Source organism: Nocardia goodfellowii (assembly GCF_017875645.1).
Lineage (GTDB): Bacteria > Actinomycetota > Actinomycetes > Mycobacteriales > Mycobacteriaceae > Nocardia > Nocardia goodfellowii.
Genome location: NZ_JAGGMR010000001.1, coordinates 4,826,347 through 4,843,177 on the forward strand (window position 1 = coordinate 4,826,347; position 16,831 = coordinate 4,843,177).

Genomic DNA, 16,831 nt, shown 5'->3' on the forward strand with positions numbered 1-16,831 from the left:
GTGATCCATAGGTGTGAAATGCCCGGTGCGAACCCCGCTTACTCTGGGCACATCGTCCTAGGACATTTGGCCTGGAGTCGTCGCCGGATTCGACGGGTATTACTTAATCAACGTCCCGCCAGTGACGAACGAGGTGATGATCTGATGTTCGCCAGTGATAGCCTCGCCCCGCCCGTGGCCGTCGAACAGCCGCTCCCGCAATCTGATTCAGGGCCGACAGTCGCGTTCGCGGGAGCCGACATCGTGCGCTTGGCTCATCGGATCCGTTGTCCGGTCAACGTATTACGCAGAATCGCTGACGGCATGATCGGTATCGGTGAGGTAACCGGCGAGCCGGCGGCTGATCACACGGTGCTGGGTACGCTGCCGGCCCTGTATCCCGAGTGGTTGGGTGACCGTTCTTTTTGTGCTGAGCACGGCGTGCGATTTCCCTATGTCGCCGGTGAAATGGCCAACGGCATCGCCACGACCCGACAGGTTGCCGCGATGGCCGATGCGGAAATGCTCGGGTTCTTCGGTGCGGCCGGGCTGGCCCCGACCGCGGTGGAATACGCGGTGCGGGAGCTGGCGCGCCGACTACACGGTCGACGGAACTGGGGCGTCAACCTCATCCACTCCCCGAACGAGCCGAGACTCGAGGAGGAGGTCGCCACGCTGCTACTTCGAAATCGAGTGCCCCGCATATCCGCCTCGGCGTATATGGGATTGACCCCCGCCATAGTGCGCTGCGCGGCCACCGGCTTGCGGTCGGGCGCTGACGGGGCAATCTCGAGGCCCACGGCGATCTTCGCCAAAGTGTCCCGGCCGGAGGTGGCCGCCCAGTTCATGTCTCCGGCGCCGGCAGCGCTTCTGCGTCAGCTTGTCGAGGACGGACAGTTGACCGAAACCGAGGCGCAGTTGGCCGCCCAGGTGCCGATCGCGAATGACGTGACGGTGGAAGCGGATAGCGGCGGTCACACCGACAACCGCCCGCTGGTGGCGATGCTGCCGACAATCCTGCGGCTGCGTGACGAACTGGTCCGCCGGTACCGCTATACCGAACCGGTACGGGTCGGCGCGGCAGGCGGTCTGAGTACACCGGGCGCGATCGCCGCGGCCTTCGCCATGGGCGCCGGGTATGTAGTTACCGGCTCGGTGAATCAATCTTCGGTCGAGGCGGGCATTTCGGCAGACGCGAAGGCGATGCTCGCACAGGCCGATATCGCCGATGTGGTGATGGCGCCTTCGGCCGACATGTTCGAACTCGGTGTCAATGTTCAGGTTTTGAGTCGTGGAACGGCTTTCGCCGGGCGGGCAAAACGTTTGTACGAAATATACCGAAGCAAGCCGGGTCTCGACGCGTTGAATTCGCAGGAGCGCGTGAAGCTCGAGCGCGATGTCTTGCATGCTCCCCTGGAGGAGATCTGGCAGGAAACTCGAAGATTTTGGCTGGAACGCGATCCGGAACAATTGCGGCGTGCGTCGGGCGACCCGAAGCATGAGATGGCACTGATATTTCGCTGGTACTTGGGCAAATCGAGCCAGTGGGCCATCGACGGGCACGCCGTCCGCCGCACCGACTACCAGCTGTGGTGTGGACCCGCCATGGGCGCGTTCAACCGCTGGACTGCTGGAACCTTCCTTGCCCAACCCGAAGAACGCACCGTCGTTCAAATCGGCTTGAACCTGCTCGAGGGAGCCGCAGTCATCAATCGTGTTCAGCAGCTACGGACCTTCGGGGTGCCGATCGCACCCAGCGGCTACGACGTGCGGCCGCGGCGGCTTGCCGCGTGATGGATCGACCGAGGCAGGGATGGACTTTCATGAACTCTAGGAACCCGCGCCGCGAGCCGATCGCGGTCATCGGTGCCAGTACCCTCATGCCAGGATCGACCGACGCGGAGGGCTTCTGGCGCACCATAGTCAACGGCGACGATCTGATCCGAGAAGTGCCGCAGGGCCATTGGCTGCTGTCCGACTATTACGATCCCGATCCTACTGCGGTTGATCGCACCTATGGACGGCGCGGCGCCTTCCTGGACCCCGTGCCCTTCGATCCGGTCGCGCACGGCCTGTTACCCAACACGTTACGGTCCACCGACACCGCACAGCTGCTGACCATGGTGGTTGCCGAGCGGCTCCTCGCCGATATCGGGGTGAGCCCCGGCGAACGAGCGACCGTTGATCGTGAGCGGATCAGCGTGATCCTCGGTTCCGGCCCGTTGGAGCTGGCGTCCACGATGTCCAACCGCATGCAGCGGCCGGTGTGGACCAAGGCATTGCGCGAACATGGACTACCGGAGTCCGAGGTGGCACAGATCTGCGATCGCATCGCCGCGCACTATGTTCCGTGGCAGGAGGCAACGTTTCCCGGCCTGCTCAGCAATGTCCTGGCCGGACGCGTCGCCAACCGGTTCGATCTGCACGGTTCCAATTTCACCGCGGATGCCGCGTGCGCGGCGTCGCTGGCCGCCTTGTCCACCGCGATCAACGAATTGACGGTGGGACAAGCTGATTTGGCGATCACCGGTGGCGTAGACACGCTCAACGACATTCTCATGTACACCTGCATGAGTAAGACGCCGGCACTGTCGAGAACAGGCGATTGCCGCCCCTTCGCCGATGACGCGGACGGCACCATCATCGGTGAAGGTGTGGTGATGTTCGCGCTGAAACGACTCAGCGACGCCGAACGCGACGCCGATCGTATCTACGCGGTGATCACGGGCGTGGGATCGGCATCGGACGGGCGCTCACCCGGCATCTACGCGCCGGTGCCGGACGGACAGTTGCGCGCCCTGCGTCGCGCCTACGAGGACGCCGGATACGACCCCGCCACGGTGGAACTCGTCGAAGCCCACGGCACCGCCACACCGGCCGGAGATGCCGCCGAAATGGCCGCATTGCGCGAGTTGTTCGACCGTTCGGGCCGCGGCGGTGGACGCTGGTGCGCACTGGGATCTGTCAAGTCGCAGGTAGGACACACCAAAGCTACGGCTGGTGCGGCCGGACTGTTCAAAATCGTCATGGCTCTACACCACAGAGTGCTGCCCCCGACGATCAAGGTGAACCAACCGCATCCGGATTTAAACCGCGAAGACGGCGCCTTGTATCTCAACACTGTCGCGCGGCCGTGGATCCGCGCCTCGACGCATCCGCGACGCGGCTCGGTATCGAGTTTCGGTTTCGGCGGTAGCAACTTTCATATCACCGCGCAGGAGTATATTCCCAAAAGGGCTGGGCGGCATGGGGTTTCGTTGCGGGCCGCGCCCACCGAGTTGATTCTGCTCAGCGGCGATTCCCCCGTCGAACTCGCAGGCAAGTGTCGCGAGATGGCGGCCGGTGCGTCCGGGCTGACGACTCTCGCGCGCGATTCGCAAGAGTCGTTCGACGCGTCCGGGCGGGCGCGACTGGCTGTCGTGGCTTCGGACAGGGACGACCTGGGCGCCAAGCTGTCAGCGGCTGCTGATCGTTTCGATACCGCCCCTGAGGAGCCCTTCAGTTTGCCGGACTCCACGCACTACCGGTGCGGGGCGGCCGAGCCGGGGCGTATCGGGCTCCTCTTTCCAGGGCAGGGCAGCCAGTATGTCGGCATGGGCGCCGACCTGGCCGTCCACTACCCGCAAGCGCGAGATGTCTGGGATCGCGCTGCCGATATCGCTTTCGGACCGGACCGGCTACACGAGGTGGTTTTCCCCGTCCCGGTGTTCACCGATACCGACCGGGCAGCCCAAGCGGCCCGGCTGACAGCAACCGAGATGACACAGCCGGCGATCGCCGCTCACAGCATGGCGTTACTCGCGATCCTGAATTGTCTGCGGCTGCAATATGATTGCGTCGCAGGACACAGCCTCGGTGAGCTCCCCGCGCTCTTCGCGGCCGGCTGTCTGGACGCGACCGCGTTACTCCGGCTGACGCGCAAGCGCGGCGAACTGATGAAGGCCGCGGCCGGTGATGCGGGTGCCTCGGGCGGGATGCTCGCCGTCAACGGTTCCTGGGCGCAAGTCAGCGCAGTCGTGGAGGCGACCGGCCGTGACGACCTCTGGGTGGTCAACAACAACTCGCCCCAACAGGTTGTGGTGGCAGGCGCTCGGGAGCCGCTCGCGAAACTACAAGAGCATTTCGCCGGCAGGCGGGTCAACACTCATCTGCTCCCGGTGTCCGGCGCTTTCCATACCCCGCTCGTCGCTGCCGCTGCCGAGCCTTTGCGAGCATTCGCGCAGGATCTCGGCGTGAGTGCCCCTGTACTCGATGTTTACGGAAATACCGACGCCACACCATATCCGCGTGAGCCGGCCGCGATCGCACATCGGATCGCCTCGCAGCTGGTCTCACCCGTCCGGTTCGCCGAGCAGATCGACGCGATGTACCACCGCGGCGTCCGAATTTTCATCGAGGTGGGACCGGGCGCGGTATTGACCGGCTTGGTCGGCGCGAACCTCCGCGAACGGCCCCACGTGGCGGTGGCGCTCGACCGGGCGCGCCGACACGGCGTGACGACGCTGCAGGAGAGTCTGGCGGTCCTGTCGGTTCATGGCATTCCGCTGGATCTCGGTGCTCTCTGGACCCATTACGCCCGGCCGATCGACGATGCCAGGCTCAAATCGCCTGCGACCGTGATGATTTGCGGCGCGAATTACGGCAAGCCTTATCCGCCCCCGAACGGCTCCGTCGATCTACCGAAGCCGAATCCCGAAAGGCATTCAGTCATGGACCAGGACCCGAAAGCCGCCCGATCCGGACCGAGCACTCCGCCACCGATCCCGCAAACCGGTCCGGACGACGCACGGCTGCGCACCCTGTTGGAGATTCAACGGCACACAGCCGAAGTTCAGGCGGCATACCAGCAGGCCATGGCGCAAAGCCAGCTCGCCTTCCTCGCCACCGCCGGCGCATCGCTGCGTGGTTTGGAGTCCAACGGCCATCACCCCGATGGCGCCGGCGTCATCGCGCTCGGCGCACCTCCCAGCTTCGAATGGGGCAACGGCCACCAAACTGCTTCTGCCGGTGCGAAAGTGAGCGAACACGCTTTCGCCGAGCCGATGCAACGAGCACCGGAGAGTCCGATCGCAGTCCCCACGGTTCCTCCCACTTCGCCCCCGCCACCATCCGCTTCGTCCGCGCCGGAGCCTGCCGCCGTGCCGCCGCAGCCGGATCCCTGGGCACAACAGCCCGCCGCGACAGCTTCAGCGGTGGCACCGCCACCACCGACGTGGAGTTCGGAAGTCGAGCAAGCCGTGCCCGGCACGGCGCCCGCACCTACCCATGAGCTGGCCGATCTAGTGGTGGAGGTAATCGCTGAGCGCACCGGCTATCCCACTGAAATCCTCACGCCGGATATGCAACTCGGAGCGGACCTGGGCATCGACTCGATCAAGCGAGTCGAAATCTTCGCTGCGATCCGTTCCAGCGCCGCGGACATACCCGACCTCGACACGACGCAGCTGGCGCAGTTGCAGACGGTCGGGGAGGTGATCGAAGGGCTGAGCGCGGCCGCCGCCGGAACCGGTGTCGGCCAGAAGCCACCGTTTTGATCACGATCCCGCGGTAGTTCACCGGTACCTCGTCCGGGAGATCATCGCGCCGACACTCGGATTGCGATCGGCATGTCTCGGCGCCGGACCGATCATGATCACCGACGGAGGCGGCGACATCGCACAGCGGCTCGCCGGATTTCTGATCCGACACGGTGTCCGGGCAGAGGTGGTCGACGATGTGCCCGCCGGTGCGAGAGCCGTGGTTTTCCTGGGCGGATTACGCGACATCGACTCGCCGCTGGATGCGATCGCGATCAACCGCGAGGCGTTCAGCGCCGCCAAAGCATTCGCCGCCAGCGATGACGCCGCCGCCGGCCTGTTCGTTACGGTGCAGGACACCGGCGCGGACTTCGGTCGCAGCGGTCGCCAGGGCGTTCGTGCGTGGTCGGGGGGACTGGCGGGGCTCGCCCGCACTGTCGCGCGGGAGTGGCCCGAGGTCGCGGTCAAGGCGATCGACTGTGAACGGGGAGATCGCACCGCCGAGGAGCTGGCGGAGGTGCTCGGGCGTGAACTGCTGCTCGGCGGTGCCGCGCTGGATGTCGGCTTGCACGCCAACGGTATTCGCACCACACTCACCACTCAGCCCGCACCGCCGCTACCTGCTGCTGACCGCAGCCGCCTGGGCATCGGCACGGAATCGGTGCTCGTGGTCACCGGCGGTGGCAGGGGCATCACCGCCGAATGCTGCCTCGCGCTCGCGCGTCTCGCGCGGCCCCGGCTGGTGCTGCTAGGCCGCTCGCCGTTGACGCCCGAGCCCGAGCTCGCCACGACAGCACACGATCAGCCGGCTCTTGTCCAAGCCATTCTGAATGAGGCCCGACGCCGAGGCGAGCCCGCACCCGGACCGGCCACGGCACGTGCTCACGCTCGGAGCATCCTGGCCGGCCGCGAATTGCGGCGCACGCTCGCCGCGCTTGCTGAAGCCGGGGCGCCGACACAGTATCTGTCCCTGGATGTCCGCGACAGCGCGGCGCTCGACTCGGCGCTCGCCGCCGTACGAGCGCGGTGGGGCAAAATCACCGGGATCGTGCACGGCGCCGGCGTCGTGGTGGACAAGGTGATCGCGGACAAGTCCACCGAAGACTTCGGCGCGGTCTTCGATACCAAGGTGGTCGGGCTACGCGCGCTGCTTGCCGCTACTGCCGATGATCCGATCGACCTGATGTGTGTGTTCGGTTCGGTCGCCGGGCAGTACGGCAACGCCGGTCAAAGTGACTACGCCATGGCCAATGAGGTGCTCAGCCAGGTCGTCGCCGTGGAGAAGGCGCGGCGACCGGGGCTGCGCGCACATGCCGTGTGCTGGGGTCCATGGGCCGGTGGAATGGTGGGTGCCGACCTCGCCGCCCATATGCGAGCCAGGGGCGTCGTACTGATCCCGCCCGCGGCCGGGGCGTCGGCGTTGCTGACCGAAATAGCGCAGGGCGGCAGTGATGAGCGTGTGGTCATCTGCGCCGGGGATGACTTCGGCCGGTTGACAACACAGCCTGCGAGGAAGTTGGTCTGGCAGGTCGTGCTGAGTTCGCGCACGCACCCGGAACTCTGGGACCACCAGATCGAAGGAACCCCGATCGTTCCCGTCGTGTCGGCTCTGGAGTGGTTCACGGCTGTCGGCGCGGATCGTTTTCCCGACCGGGATCAGCTCACGTTGCGCAATCTGCAAGTGCTGCGGACCCTTGCCTTGCCCGACTTCGCCGAGCACACCCAGGACCTGCGGATCACTATGTGCCCGGGTGAGCAGCCGGACTCACCGGCCGCCGTAGAAGTCGCCGGTATGGATGGCCGCCCCCGATATCGCGCGATTCTCGAGGCACGCACCTCCGGCGCTGTACCGCGATGGCGAACGCCTGATTTCACCGGCTCCGGACCTACGCCGCTCTACGACGGCGAGCTGCTGTTCCACGGGCCTCGCTTCCAATCTTTATGTGCCGTAGAGGGAATCGGTCCTCAGGGAGCGGCTGCCGCCGTGACCCGCGCCACCGCATTGGGCTGGAGTGATGAGCAACGTTCGATCGATCCCGCCGCACTGGACGGCGCGCTACAACTCGCGGTGCTCTGGGCAGCAGACACGGTCGGCTTCGCCACGCTGCCGATGAGCGTCGATCGCGTCCATGTCTATCGACAGGGGCAACCTCAGGTGCCCGCACGGTGCATCGTGCGGGCGGGCGCCATTGGTCGAGATCACGCTACGTGCGACGCCGCGCTCGTCGACTCCAGCGGATCGGCCTACGTCGAACTTCTCGGTATCTCCCTGATCCGCCGACCCGAGCGGACAAATCCTGCCCGATTCCAGAGGTGACACCGTGCCATTTCCCCCGATCGCGATCGTCGGAACAGGCTGCGTGCTCCCCGGGGCTATGGACCCGGACGAACTGTGGCGCAACATCAGTGCCGGTCGGGTCAGCATCGGTGCACCGCCACCGGGCCGGGGGACCGCCGATCCGGGCCTGCTGCTGCCTGGTCCACTCTCGAACGGGGCGTCTGGTCGCCACTGCCTCGGCGGATACATCGATGGCTTCGACAGCATCTTCGATCCGCTCGGCTTTCGTATCGAGGGCGACCGGATCAGCGGTCTCGATCCGCTGGTGCGATGGGGTATGCATTGCGGTCGGGAGGCTCTTCGCCAAGCCGGCCGATGGGATCCACCGCCCACCCGCACCGGATTGATCCTGGGCAACCTGGGTTTTCCCTCTCGCGGATTCGGGCGCTTCGCGGAGCATCACTGGCGGACCGGTGCCGAAGGATATGCCGGCCCCGATCACGGTGGACCGGATCCTCGCAACCGATTCCCGCTGGGGTTAACCGCGCATCTGATAGCCGATGCGCTCGGATTGGACCTGGGCGCATTCGCTTTGGACGCGGCATGCGCGTCGTCCCTCTATGCCGTCAAGCTGGCCGCGGACCGCCTGCACGACGGCTCGGCCGATCTGATGCTCGCCGCCGCCGTCAACGGTGTCGACGAGCTGTTTCTACAAGCCGGGTTTCGCGCATTGAACGCGTTGAGTCCCACAGGTCGCAGCAGACCGTTCCACCGCGACGCCGACGGGTTGGTGCCGGCCGAGGGAGCGGCCTGCGTCGCGTTGATGCGGCTCGAGGACGCGGCGAAATCCGCCGCCCCTGTGCTCGGTGTGATCCGAGGGATCGGATTGTCCAACGACGGACGTAACGAGGGCTTTCTCGTGCCCGCCCAGCACGGTCAAGAACTGGCTATGCGCAGGGCTTACCGATCCGCGTCGCTGCGACCTTCGACGATCTCGCTGGTCGAATGCCACGCCACCGGAACACCTGTGGGAGACGCGGTGGAAGTCCGCAGCCTCGCGGAGATATTCACCGAAGTCGGGCATGATCTGCCGATCGGATCCATCAAAGCCAATCTGGGTCATTCGTTGACCGTTGCCGGAATGGCGGGACTGCTGAAGGTGCTCGCGGCGATCGGCAGCGAAACGCTGCCCGCGACTGTCGATGCGGAACCGGCCATCGCGGACCTGTCCGGTACCCCGTTGCGCTTGCTCACCGAAAATATGCCGTGGACCGGTCGGCGCAGGGCGGCAGTCAGCACATTCGGCTTCGGAGGTAACAATGCCCATTTGATCGTGGAGGCCTACGACGCGCGCCTGATCCGTGCACCGCGCCGCCTCCCGCCCCCGCCGATACCCGAAGCGGTGGCCATTGTGGCGATGGGCGCCCGGGTCGGTACCGGAACCAGCGTGCGCGACCTCGCCGAAGCCGTGCTGTGCGGGAAAGTCGATCACGGGCCGAGTCGAGCCGTCGATGTCGACCTCGAAGGCCTGCGGTTCCCGCCGAAGGATCTGCGCGAGACGCTCCCGCAGCAGGTGATGATGATGGAGGCGGCGCGAGAAGCCGTTGCGAGCCGGCAGCTTCCGGCCGATCGCACGATGGTGTTGATCGGGATGGGCATCGACGCGGAGATCGCGCGATATTGTGCCCGAGCCAGACTCACGGCCGCCGGAGATTCCGCACGCGACTCCATCGGTGGTCCGCTCACGCCGGCGGGCGGCGTCGGCTGCATGGCGAATATCACCGCCAACCGGCTCAACTGGTTGTTGAACTTGACGGCCCCCGGGTTCGCTGTCTTCGCCGAGGAATCCTCCGGCCTCATCGCCCTCTCGCTGGGCAGCCGCGCAGTGGCCTGCGGCGAAGTCGACTACGCCCTTGTCGGTGCGGTCGATCTGTCCTGCGAACCGATACATCGCCAGGCGCTTCGCGAGTTGGGCCGCGGCGACGATCCGGGCGACGCCGCCGTCGCGTTGCTCTTGCGGCGGCACTCCGATGCGATCGCCGACGGCGACGAGGTGATCGCGCTGCTCGACCCGGAGGATCACCCATCCGCCCAAGCAGTGCCGGGGCTGCGCATCGGCGAGCACCGAGGATCGGATGACAGCACGCCCGCCGCGTTCGATCCTGCCGATTTGTTCGGCAACGCACACGCTGCTCAGGCGATGGTGTATGTCGCCGTCGCCGCACTGGCCCTACGACACCGAACCGTTCCCACAGCGGGAGCCCTGGCTGACCCATTACTCGGCGAACCCCGTGCCGTGGTTGACATTCACCCGCTCGGAGCCCGGCCCACCGCGGTGACCCTCCGGTCCGCGGCTCCCGCACCTGGGCTACGTCCCGTGCCCCGGCTCCGTCTGTACTCCGGACAGAATCGCCGGGACATCGCCGCCGCTGTCGCATCGGACCGCGAATCCGGTGACGGGCCCGCACGTCTGGCTCTCGTGGATGACGGCACCCAGTCCTGGACCGCACTGCGCGACGCGACCATACGCTGGGCATCCGGCACCGGACCGCGTCCGCCCGGCAGTGCCTTCCGTGACGGCCCCCTTACGGGCGAGGTCGCCTTCGTCTACCCCAACGGGGCTGCGGCGTACCCGAAGATGGGGCACCACCTGATGTTGGCACTGCCCGACCTCATCGATGCTCTGCGCCGCAAGTGCGGTTCGATCGAGCAAACACTCGGGTGGGCCTACGCCGACCCGCCGGTGCCGAGGCACGGCTTGGATCAGAACTGCGCCGCAAGCCTGCTGGCCACCCTGCACACCACCATAATCCGCGACATCCTGGAAATCTCGCCCGCGGCAGCGCTGGGCTATTCCTCCGGTGAGAGCAGTGCCCTTGTCGCGCTGGATGTTTGGCGGGACATACCAGGCTTCGTCTCTCGCCTCTACGAGTCAAACCTGTTCACCCGGGAGGTATCGGGTGAACAGCGCATGATTCGCGAGCAATGGCGCCGTTTGGGCGCCGCGGACGAACCCTGGATCAACTATGTGGTGCCGGCCGACGCCGACCGCGTTCGGGCGGCCATCGCGGACGAGCCCGCAGCACACCTCACGGTGATCAATGCGCCCGGCTCGTGTGTAATCGGCGGCGCCCCCTCGGCCTGCGCCCGAGTGTTCGACCGGCTGGGAGTCGTCGACACCGCGATCGCCGTCGATTACGACTTCGCCGCACATACCCACCTCGTACAGCCGGTGCGCGGCGAGTGGCGACGACTGCACCATTGGCCGATGAACGCGGTGCCCGGCATTCGCTTCTACAGCGCCACGCTCAGCGAGCCCTACGCTCCCACTCCGCATTCCGCTGCCGAAGCATTGACCCGAATGGCTTTGCGCACCATCGACTTTCCCGCCATGGTCGAGCAAGCCTGGTCGGACGGCGTCAGAATCTTCATCGAACAGGGACCCGGGAGCACCTGCACCGGCTGGATCTCGCGGATCCTCGGCGACCGCGAACACCTTGCCGTAGCCGTCGACGGCAATCATCGCAACAGCGTGACGTCTCTGCTCCGGGCCGTTGCGCAACTTTTCGTTGCGGGCTTACCGATGAACATATCCAGGCTTTTCGACCGGCTGGGTGTCAGTGGTGAACCCATTCCCGGTGAGAACCGTCGTACGCTCCGCTTTCCCGCCCATCCTGCGCCAGTCCACCTCGGTGAACTTCACTCGACGCCTAGGGGTGCCGCACCGGTCGCTTCCTCGCCGATGACCGACCGTCCCGGCACCCACGAAGGTCTCGGACCGACGAACCTGCCCGGTCCGAAATACAACCGGGCAGAGCTCGAGCGGCTCGCCGGCGGCTCGATCGCCACCGTTTTCGGCGCGGCCTTCGCCGAGCAGGATCGCTACGAAAGACAAACCCGGCTGCCCACGCCGCCGATGCTGCTCGTCGACCGGGTTACCGGTATCGATGCCGAACCGGCCACCATGGGAACCGGAACCATCTGGACGGAAACCGAGATCGGTTGGGACGCCTGGTATCTCGACCCGGCCGGCCGGATGCCCGCAGGTCTGATGGGGGAGGCGGGCCAGGCGGACCTGCTGTTGATCAGTTGGCTCGGTATCGACCTGCTCAACCGGGGGGAGCGCGTCTATCGGCTCCTGGGCTGCGAACTGACCTACCACGACAGCCCACCCCTGCCCGGCCAGACTCTGCGCTTCGCGATCACCATCGACGGCCACGCCCAACTGGGCGGGGTCCGGCTGTTCTTCTTTCGCTACGACTGCCACGATTCAGAAGGCCGCCTGCGGATATCGGTTCGAAGCGCCCAGGCGGGATTCTTCACCGATGCCGAATTGGCCGCCAGCAGCGGCGTCCTATGGACCCCGGTGGACGGGCCCCCACCGACCGGGCCACTCGACCCGCCTACCCAGCTGCCTGAACTGAACTGTTTCGGCCCCGATGCCGTCCTTGCCTTCGCCGCAGGCCGACCGGCCGACTGTTTCGGTGCCGCGTGGGAACGGACTCGCGCACATGTGCGGCCACCGGCATTGCCGTCCGGTCGGATGCTGTTGCTGCGCGAAGTGACCGCCTTCGACCCGGCCGGCGGCCCACACCGGCGCGGCTACCTGCGCGCCGAACTTCCTCTCGAACCCGAAAGCTGGTTCTACCAAGGGCATTTCAAGAACGATCCCTGCATGCCCGGCACGCTCATGCTGGAAGGCTGCTTACAAGCCCTGGCCTTCTACCTCGCTGCGCACGGCCACACCATCGCCCGGGACGGCTGGCGCTTCGAACCGGTGACCGGGCGCGGCTATCGGATGCTGTGCCGCGGCCAAGCCACCCCGCACAGCCGACTTCTCGTGTACGAGCTGTATATCACCGCGATCAAGGCAGGGCCGGAACCCGAGGTCACCGCCGACGCACTGGTCAGCGTCGATGGCGTCAAGGCATTTCACGTGGGTGGGCTCGCGGTACGCCTGGTGCCGGACTGGCCGCTGGAACATTGGCAGCACGCGGCCCCCGCTGGAATACAGCAGCGCACCGCTACGCCGGTGCCGCCGCATACCCTCGGCGGGCTGGTCGGACACACTGAACAACACGCAGTCGCCGAAACCGATGGCGTCAGCTTCGGATACGCCGCACTGCTCGCCGCTGCTTGGGGTCGTCCGACCCATGCCTTCGGCCCCAGCCGTGCGGCGCTGGACGGCCCTCGGCGCACGCCCCGGGTTCCTGCCCCGCCGTTCCTGTTCATGAGCCGTATCGTCGAGGTCGACGGTCCTATCCAGGGGATGAAGCTCGCACACCGGGTTGTTGTCGAGTACGACCTTCCCCGCGAGGTCTGGTACCGCACCGGTGCCAATGCGATGCCCTTCTGTGTACTGCTCGAGGCCGCGCTGCAGCCATGCGGATGGCTTGCTCTGTATGGCGGCAAAGTTCCCGAGTCCGGTGCAGACCCGCTGTTTCGCAACCTGAACGGCACGGCGACGGTCACCGCGGAGGTTTCCGCTCGGGCGCGCATGCTGCGCACCGAGGTAGAACTCCTCGATCTCTCCCAAGCGGGCGACGTGGTCATCGAATCGTTCTCCGTCCGCGTCTACGCCGACGAGTTGCTCGTGCTGGACGCCACTACGACTTTCGGCTTCTTCCCACCCGGCGCGTTCACCCACCAGACCGGATTGGCGGTCTCGGCAGAGGAACGTGCGGCGCTGACCCAACGCTGCCCCGTAGCCGGACAAGTAACCAGCCGCCTCGAACGGTACTTCGCCGACAGCGCCCGCCGACTCACACCCATGCTGCGCATGCTCGATCGAATCACCGGGTACTGGCCTGAAGGCGGGAAATCCGGGCGAGGGAGGTTGCTGGCGGAAAGACGAATTGCCGCCGAGGACTGGTACTTTCGGGCGCACTTCTTCCAAGATCCGGTGCAACCCGGTTCTCTGGGACTCGAAGCCATGTGTCAGCTCCTGGAGTTCTACCTCATCGAATCGCAGACAGAGGGGCACCTGGCCGACCCACACTTCGAACCGGTGCGGATCGGTCAACCGATCATCTGGAAGTACCGCGGACAAGTCGTTCCCACGGACATGCTGGTGACCATCGAAATGGAAATCACCGAGACCGGAACAGACGCTCGGGGCCGATTCGCAACGGCCGAGGCATGGCTATGGGTGGATGGCCGACGTATCTATCACACGCCACAGATCGGCACCCGACTTGTTGTCGGTTATCCGCGGTAAGTGAAGCGCCGACGCCCTTCTATATGCGCACTCGGCGGGACTCCAGCGATTGGCGTGATTATCGGTGCGGCGAAGATTGTTGCCGCAGAATAGGGTTCAACCGCATTTCGATCCTTGTGCCGGTAGCGTCGGTGTGGACGGTGACCGAGGTCATCAGGGCTCGAATCAAATCCAATCCGCGACCGCGGATCTGTCCGCCTGGACTGTCTTTCGGCTTCCAGTGTCCGTGATCGGCGACTGTCACTCGAATATCGCTATCGGTCAGCGCACCTTCGATGCGGACGGAGCCGGGTGCGTGGCGGTGACCGTGCTCGACGGCATTGGTGACCGCTTCGCTGACGGCGAGCAGTACGTCATAGGTTTGCGCTGAGTCGATTCCGCAGCGGTACAGCCAATCCCGCACCACTTCGCGCACCTCGGCGATCCGGTCAGCTCGGGCCGGCACTCGGAACTCGCGTAGGTCCGGGTGACAGATGATGTTTCGCTCTGTCGAATTCATCGCCTTTGCTCCTCCCATGCTTGCTGGTCGGTGGCCACTCCTTCAGGTCCTACCCAACCGGTCGCATCGCACACCAATGCTCGGCATTTGCGGTCACCGACATGGCGGTCCTCGTGCTGGGACACTCGGCAGTCACCGCCGGGCCTTCCGCGCCCATTCCCGACCGGCTCGACGACGCAAATGGCATGGAGATTGCTTGCCTGGCGTTCTACGGTGAGCCCTCGACACTGTCACGTTTGCGAGTGCTTTCGCTGTTGGCTGGCTCCTTGTCGACCCGGGTGCCTGCGAGATAGCCGGCAATGATGCCGAGCAGGGTATAGGTGGCGGTCTTCACCTCGACGTCGATTTCGAGGACGGCCAGTAGCAAGGCGAAACCCGCCACACTGACCAGGCCGTACATCTTGACCAGGGTGGGGGACAGGCCGCGCTTGTTTTTGTTGGTGGTCAGGGCTCGCGCCAAAACGATTCCTGCCAGAACCACCGTGATAAAACCGCAGATGACCAGCACTTCAGTTAGCTCGGACATTGAACGCAACCTCCAATGTGGCGCTCCCCGCAGCAACGGGACGGCGACCCGACAGATATCGAGCAGCCCACTCTGTATGTCGTTGACGCCGACCACAGTGTTGCGCGCATTTCGCCGGAAAGCGCCCAGCGCAGACCCATCATGAATTCCGTTGCGGGTCGACGTTCGACGCGCACCGGAATTCGAGCTTCCAGCCCGGGAAAAGCCGTTTCCGGACTCAGCGATGCTTGGCACCCGGCCGTGGCCGGGTCCTCGTCGCGGGCTGCGGGTCCGGCGGACGAGAGCGACCGGCGAGGGCCGCGGACCACAGGACGACGGCGAAAACCGTGTACAGCACGGCCCAGGGCAGCCAGCCCCAGCCGGCCGCGGCCGCGCGCACGAGGCAGTAGATCGTCAGCCCGGGCAGGAGCACGCACGGCGTGAGCACCACCAGCACTCCGGCGCCGACCAGACCCCACGCCCCGCGGCCACCGATGGTGCCGAACGCGAGGCGATCGACGCCCGCGATCGCGTCCAGCCGGGACTGAAGATGCTCCAGCCGACGCTGATTCAGGGTCGCCGCTTTGCTCATCACCACAGCCAAGGTCACGAGCACCCAGATCGGTAGCGGCACGAGAGCCACTCGGAAACCCTGGAACGTCAGGGGATGGTTGGCGATCGCGGTGATCATGACGCCGGTGAAGGCGAAGACGATGGTGTACACGGCCACCACCCCGGCCTGCACCGCGCTGTCGCGCTGCATCGCCGCCGCGTAGAGCGCGGTAAGGGCGGACAGGCGCGCCGCCGGATCCCCCTGAAGCCGTGCCTCATCCACCCTTATATTGAATCCGAGCCCTTACGGGCAGGCAAGAGACGAACGGGGCCGGTACTTAGGGGCTCACGCCTGCTTTTGCCCCTGGGCGTCGGTACCGCAGGTGAGAAGCAGCATCCGGAGCGTCGATGCAGTCGTCGAACCCGTTGTGGCTGTGCGGTTTTCGAGGAATGCGGCACTTTCGATTGCTGCACATCCGCTCCTCAAAAGCCCATCGGTGCAGTGAGGTGCGGCGCGCCCGGGAGAGGGGTATGCGGCCATATCGGTGGTCTCGGGGTGTGCTCGAGCGAGAATTTCGCTATGACCCATTCGATCAGTCGTCGGGGATTCATCGGTCACGCTGGGACAGCGCTGGGTGTGGGGCTTTTCTGTGCCGCGGGGACTGCGGGCGCGCAACCGCGGTCGCTGCTGCCCGAGGTCGGGCAAACATTCGACCTGAGCCTCAACGCGTTCGGTGCCACGCTCGTCGTCGACCTGCCCCCGCCGCTGCCGGCGCTGAACTTCATCGGCTCGCGCGTGGTGGAAGTGGTTCCCGGCGGTTCCGATCATGTGCGTCTGCGAGTACTGCACTTCATCGTCGAAGCAGCGCACCCGCTGTTCGGGAAGATCGTCATGCGAGCGCCCGAGGACGATCCCGGCTCCGGTAGCGTCCTGAAGTCGGTAGCGGGTGGTCGGCTGGTCGAGACCTGGCAGCAGGACATCACCATCACCTTCGAGAAGTGTGGTGACTGTGCCGGCCCCTTCATTTTCCGGACTCGCCGACCGGGGCAGTGGAGCGCGGAATTGGCCGAGTTCCCGCCTCCGCCGCAGGGCATGCACGCCGACGGCTCACCCACCGGCGGGGTTTCGTACCGACTGAGCCGGTCGCTGCATTTCACCGCCGTCCGCGACACGGCGTGCGAGCCGTGTCCGTTGTCGACACCGATGCCCGGCGGGTCGGGTGACTACGCGATCCTGGAAAACCTCGACTTCCATCAGGGAAACGTGCCGCGATAGCGAGCGAGC

8 protein-coding genes are annotated in these 16,831 nt (G+C 65.8%); 5 read left to right on the forward strand and 3 right to left on the reverse strand.

The window, feature by feature from the left end:
* Nucleotides 1–174: 174 nt before the first annotated feature.
* The 4 genes from BJ987_RS22295 (at nucleotide 175) to BJ987_RS22310 (ending at nucleotide 13,990) form a co-directional block, all read left to right on the forward strand.
* Nucleotides 175–1,773, forward strand: a complete 1,599-nt coding sequence (locus BJ987_RS22295; protein ID WP_307869714.1) for a PfaD family polyunsaturated fatty acid/polyketide biosynthesis protein — start codon at nucleotides 175–177, stop codon at nucleotides 1,771–1,773.
* Between the two features lie 29 nt (nucleotides 1,774–1,802).
* Nucleotides 1,803–5,513 (forward strand): type I polyketide synthase, encoded by a 3,711-nt coding sequence (locus BJ987_RS22300; protein WP_209893423.1) that lies wholly within the window; start codon nucleotides 1,803–1,805, stop codon nucleotides 5,511–5,513.
* Nucleotides 5,514–5,607: 94 nt separating this feature from the next.
* A complete protein-coding gene (locus BJ987_RS22305) occupies nucleotides 5,608–7,812 on the forward strand; it encodes an SDR family NAD(P)-dependent oxidoreductase (protein ID WP_209893426.1) in 2,205 nt (734 codons plus the stop codon).
* Nucleotides 7,813–7,816: 4 nt separating this feature from the next.
* Nucleotides 7,817–13,990, forward strand: coding sequence for a beta-ketoacyl synthase N-terminal-like domain-containing protein (locus BJ987_RS22310; RefSeq protein WP_209893429.1), 6,174 nt, complete (start codon nucleotides 7,817–7,819; stop codon nucleotides 13,988–13,990).
* A 58-nt stretch (nucleotides 13,991–14,048) separates the two neighbouring features.
* Here the strand turns inward: BJ987_RS22310 and BJ987_RS22315 are convergent, their stop codons facing one another.
* From BJ987_RS22315 to BJ987_RS22325, 3 genes are all read right to left on the reverse strand, one after another.
* Nucleotides 14,049–14,489, reverse strand: coding sequence for an ATP-binding protein (locus BJ987_RS22315; protein WP_209893432.1), 441 nt, complete (start codon nucleotides 14,487–14,489; stop codon nucleotides 14,049–14,051).
* Nucleotides 14,490–14,697: 208 nt separating this feature from the next.
* On the reverse strand, nucleotides 14,698–15,015 hold the full coding sequence (locus BJ987_RS22320; protein WP_209893434.1) for a hypothetical protein: 318 nt from the start codon (nucleotides 15,013–15,015) through the stop codon (nucleotides 14,698–14,700).
* 217 nt (nucleotides 15,016–15,232) lie between these two features.
* Nucleotides 15,233–15,829, reverse strand: coding sequence for a hypothetical protein (locus tag BJ987_RS22325; RefSeq protein WP_209893437.1), 597 nt, complete (start codon nucleotides 15,827–15,829; stop codon nucleotides 15,233–15,235).
* 297 nt (nucleotides 15,830–16,126) lie between these two features.
* Between BJ987_RS22325 and BJ987_RS22330 the strand changes: the two genes are divergently transcribed.
* Nucleotides 16,127–16,822 (forward strand): hypothetical protein, encoded by a 696-nt coding sequence (locus BJ987_RS22330; protein ID WP_209893439.1) that lies wholly within the window; start codon nucleotides 16,127–16,129, stop codon nucleotides 16,820–16,822.
* Nucleotides 16,823–16,831: the final 9 nt, after the last annotated feature.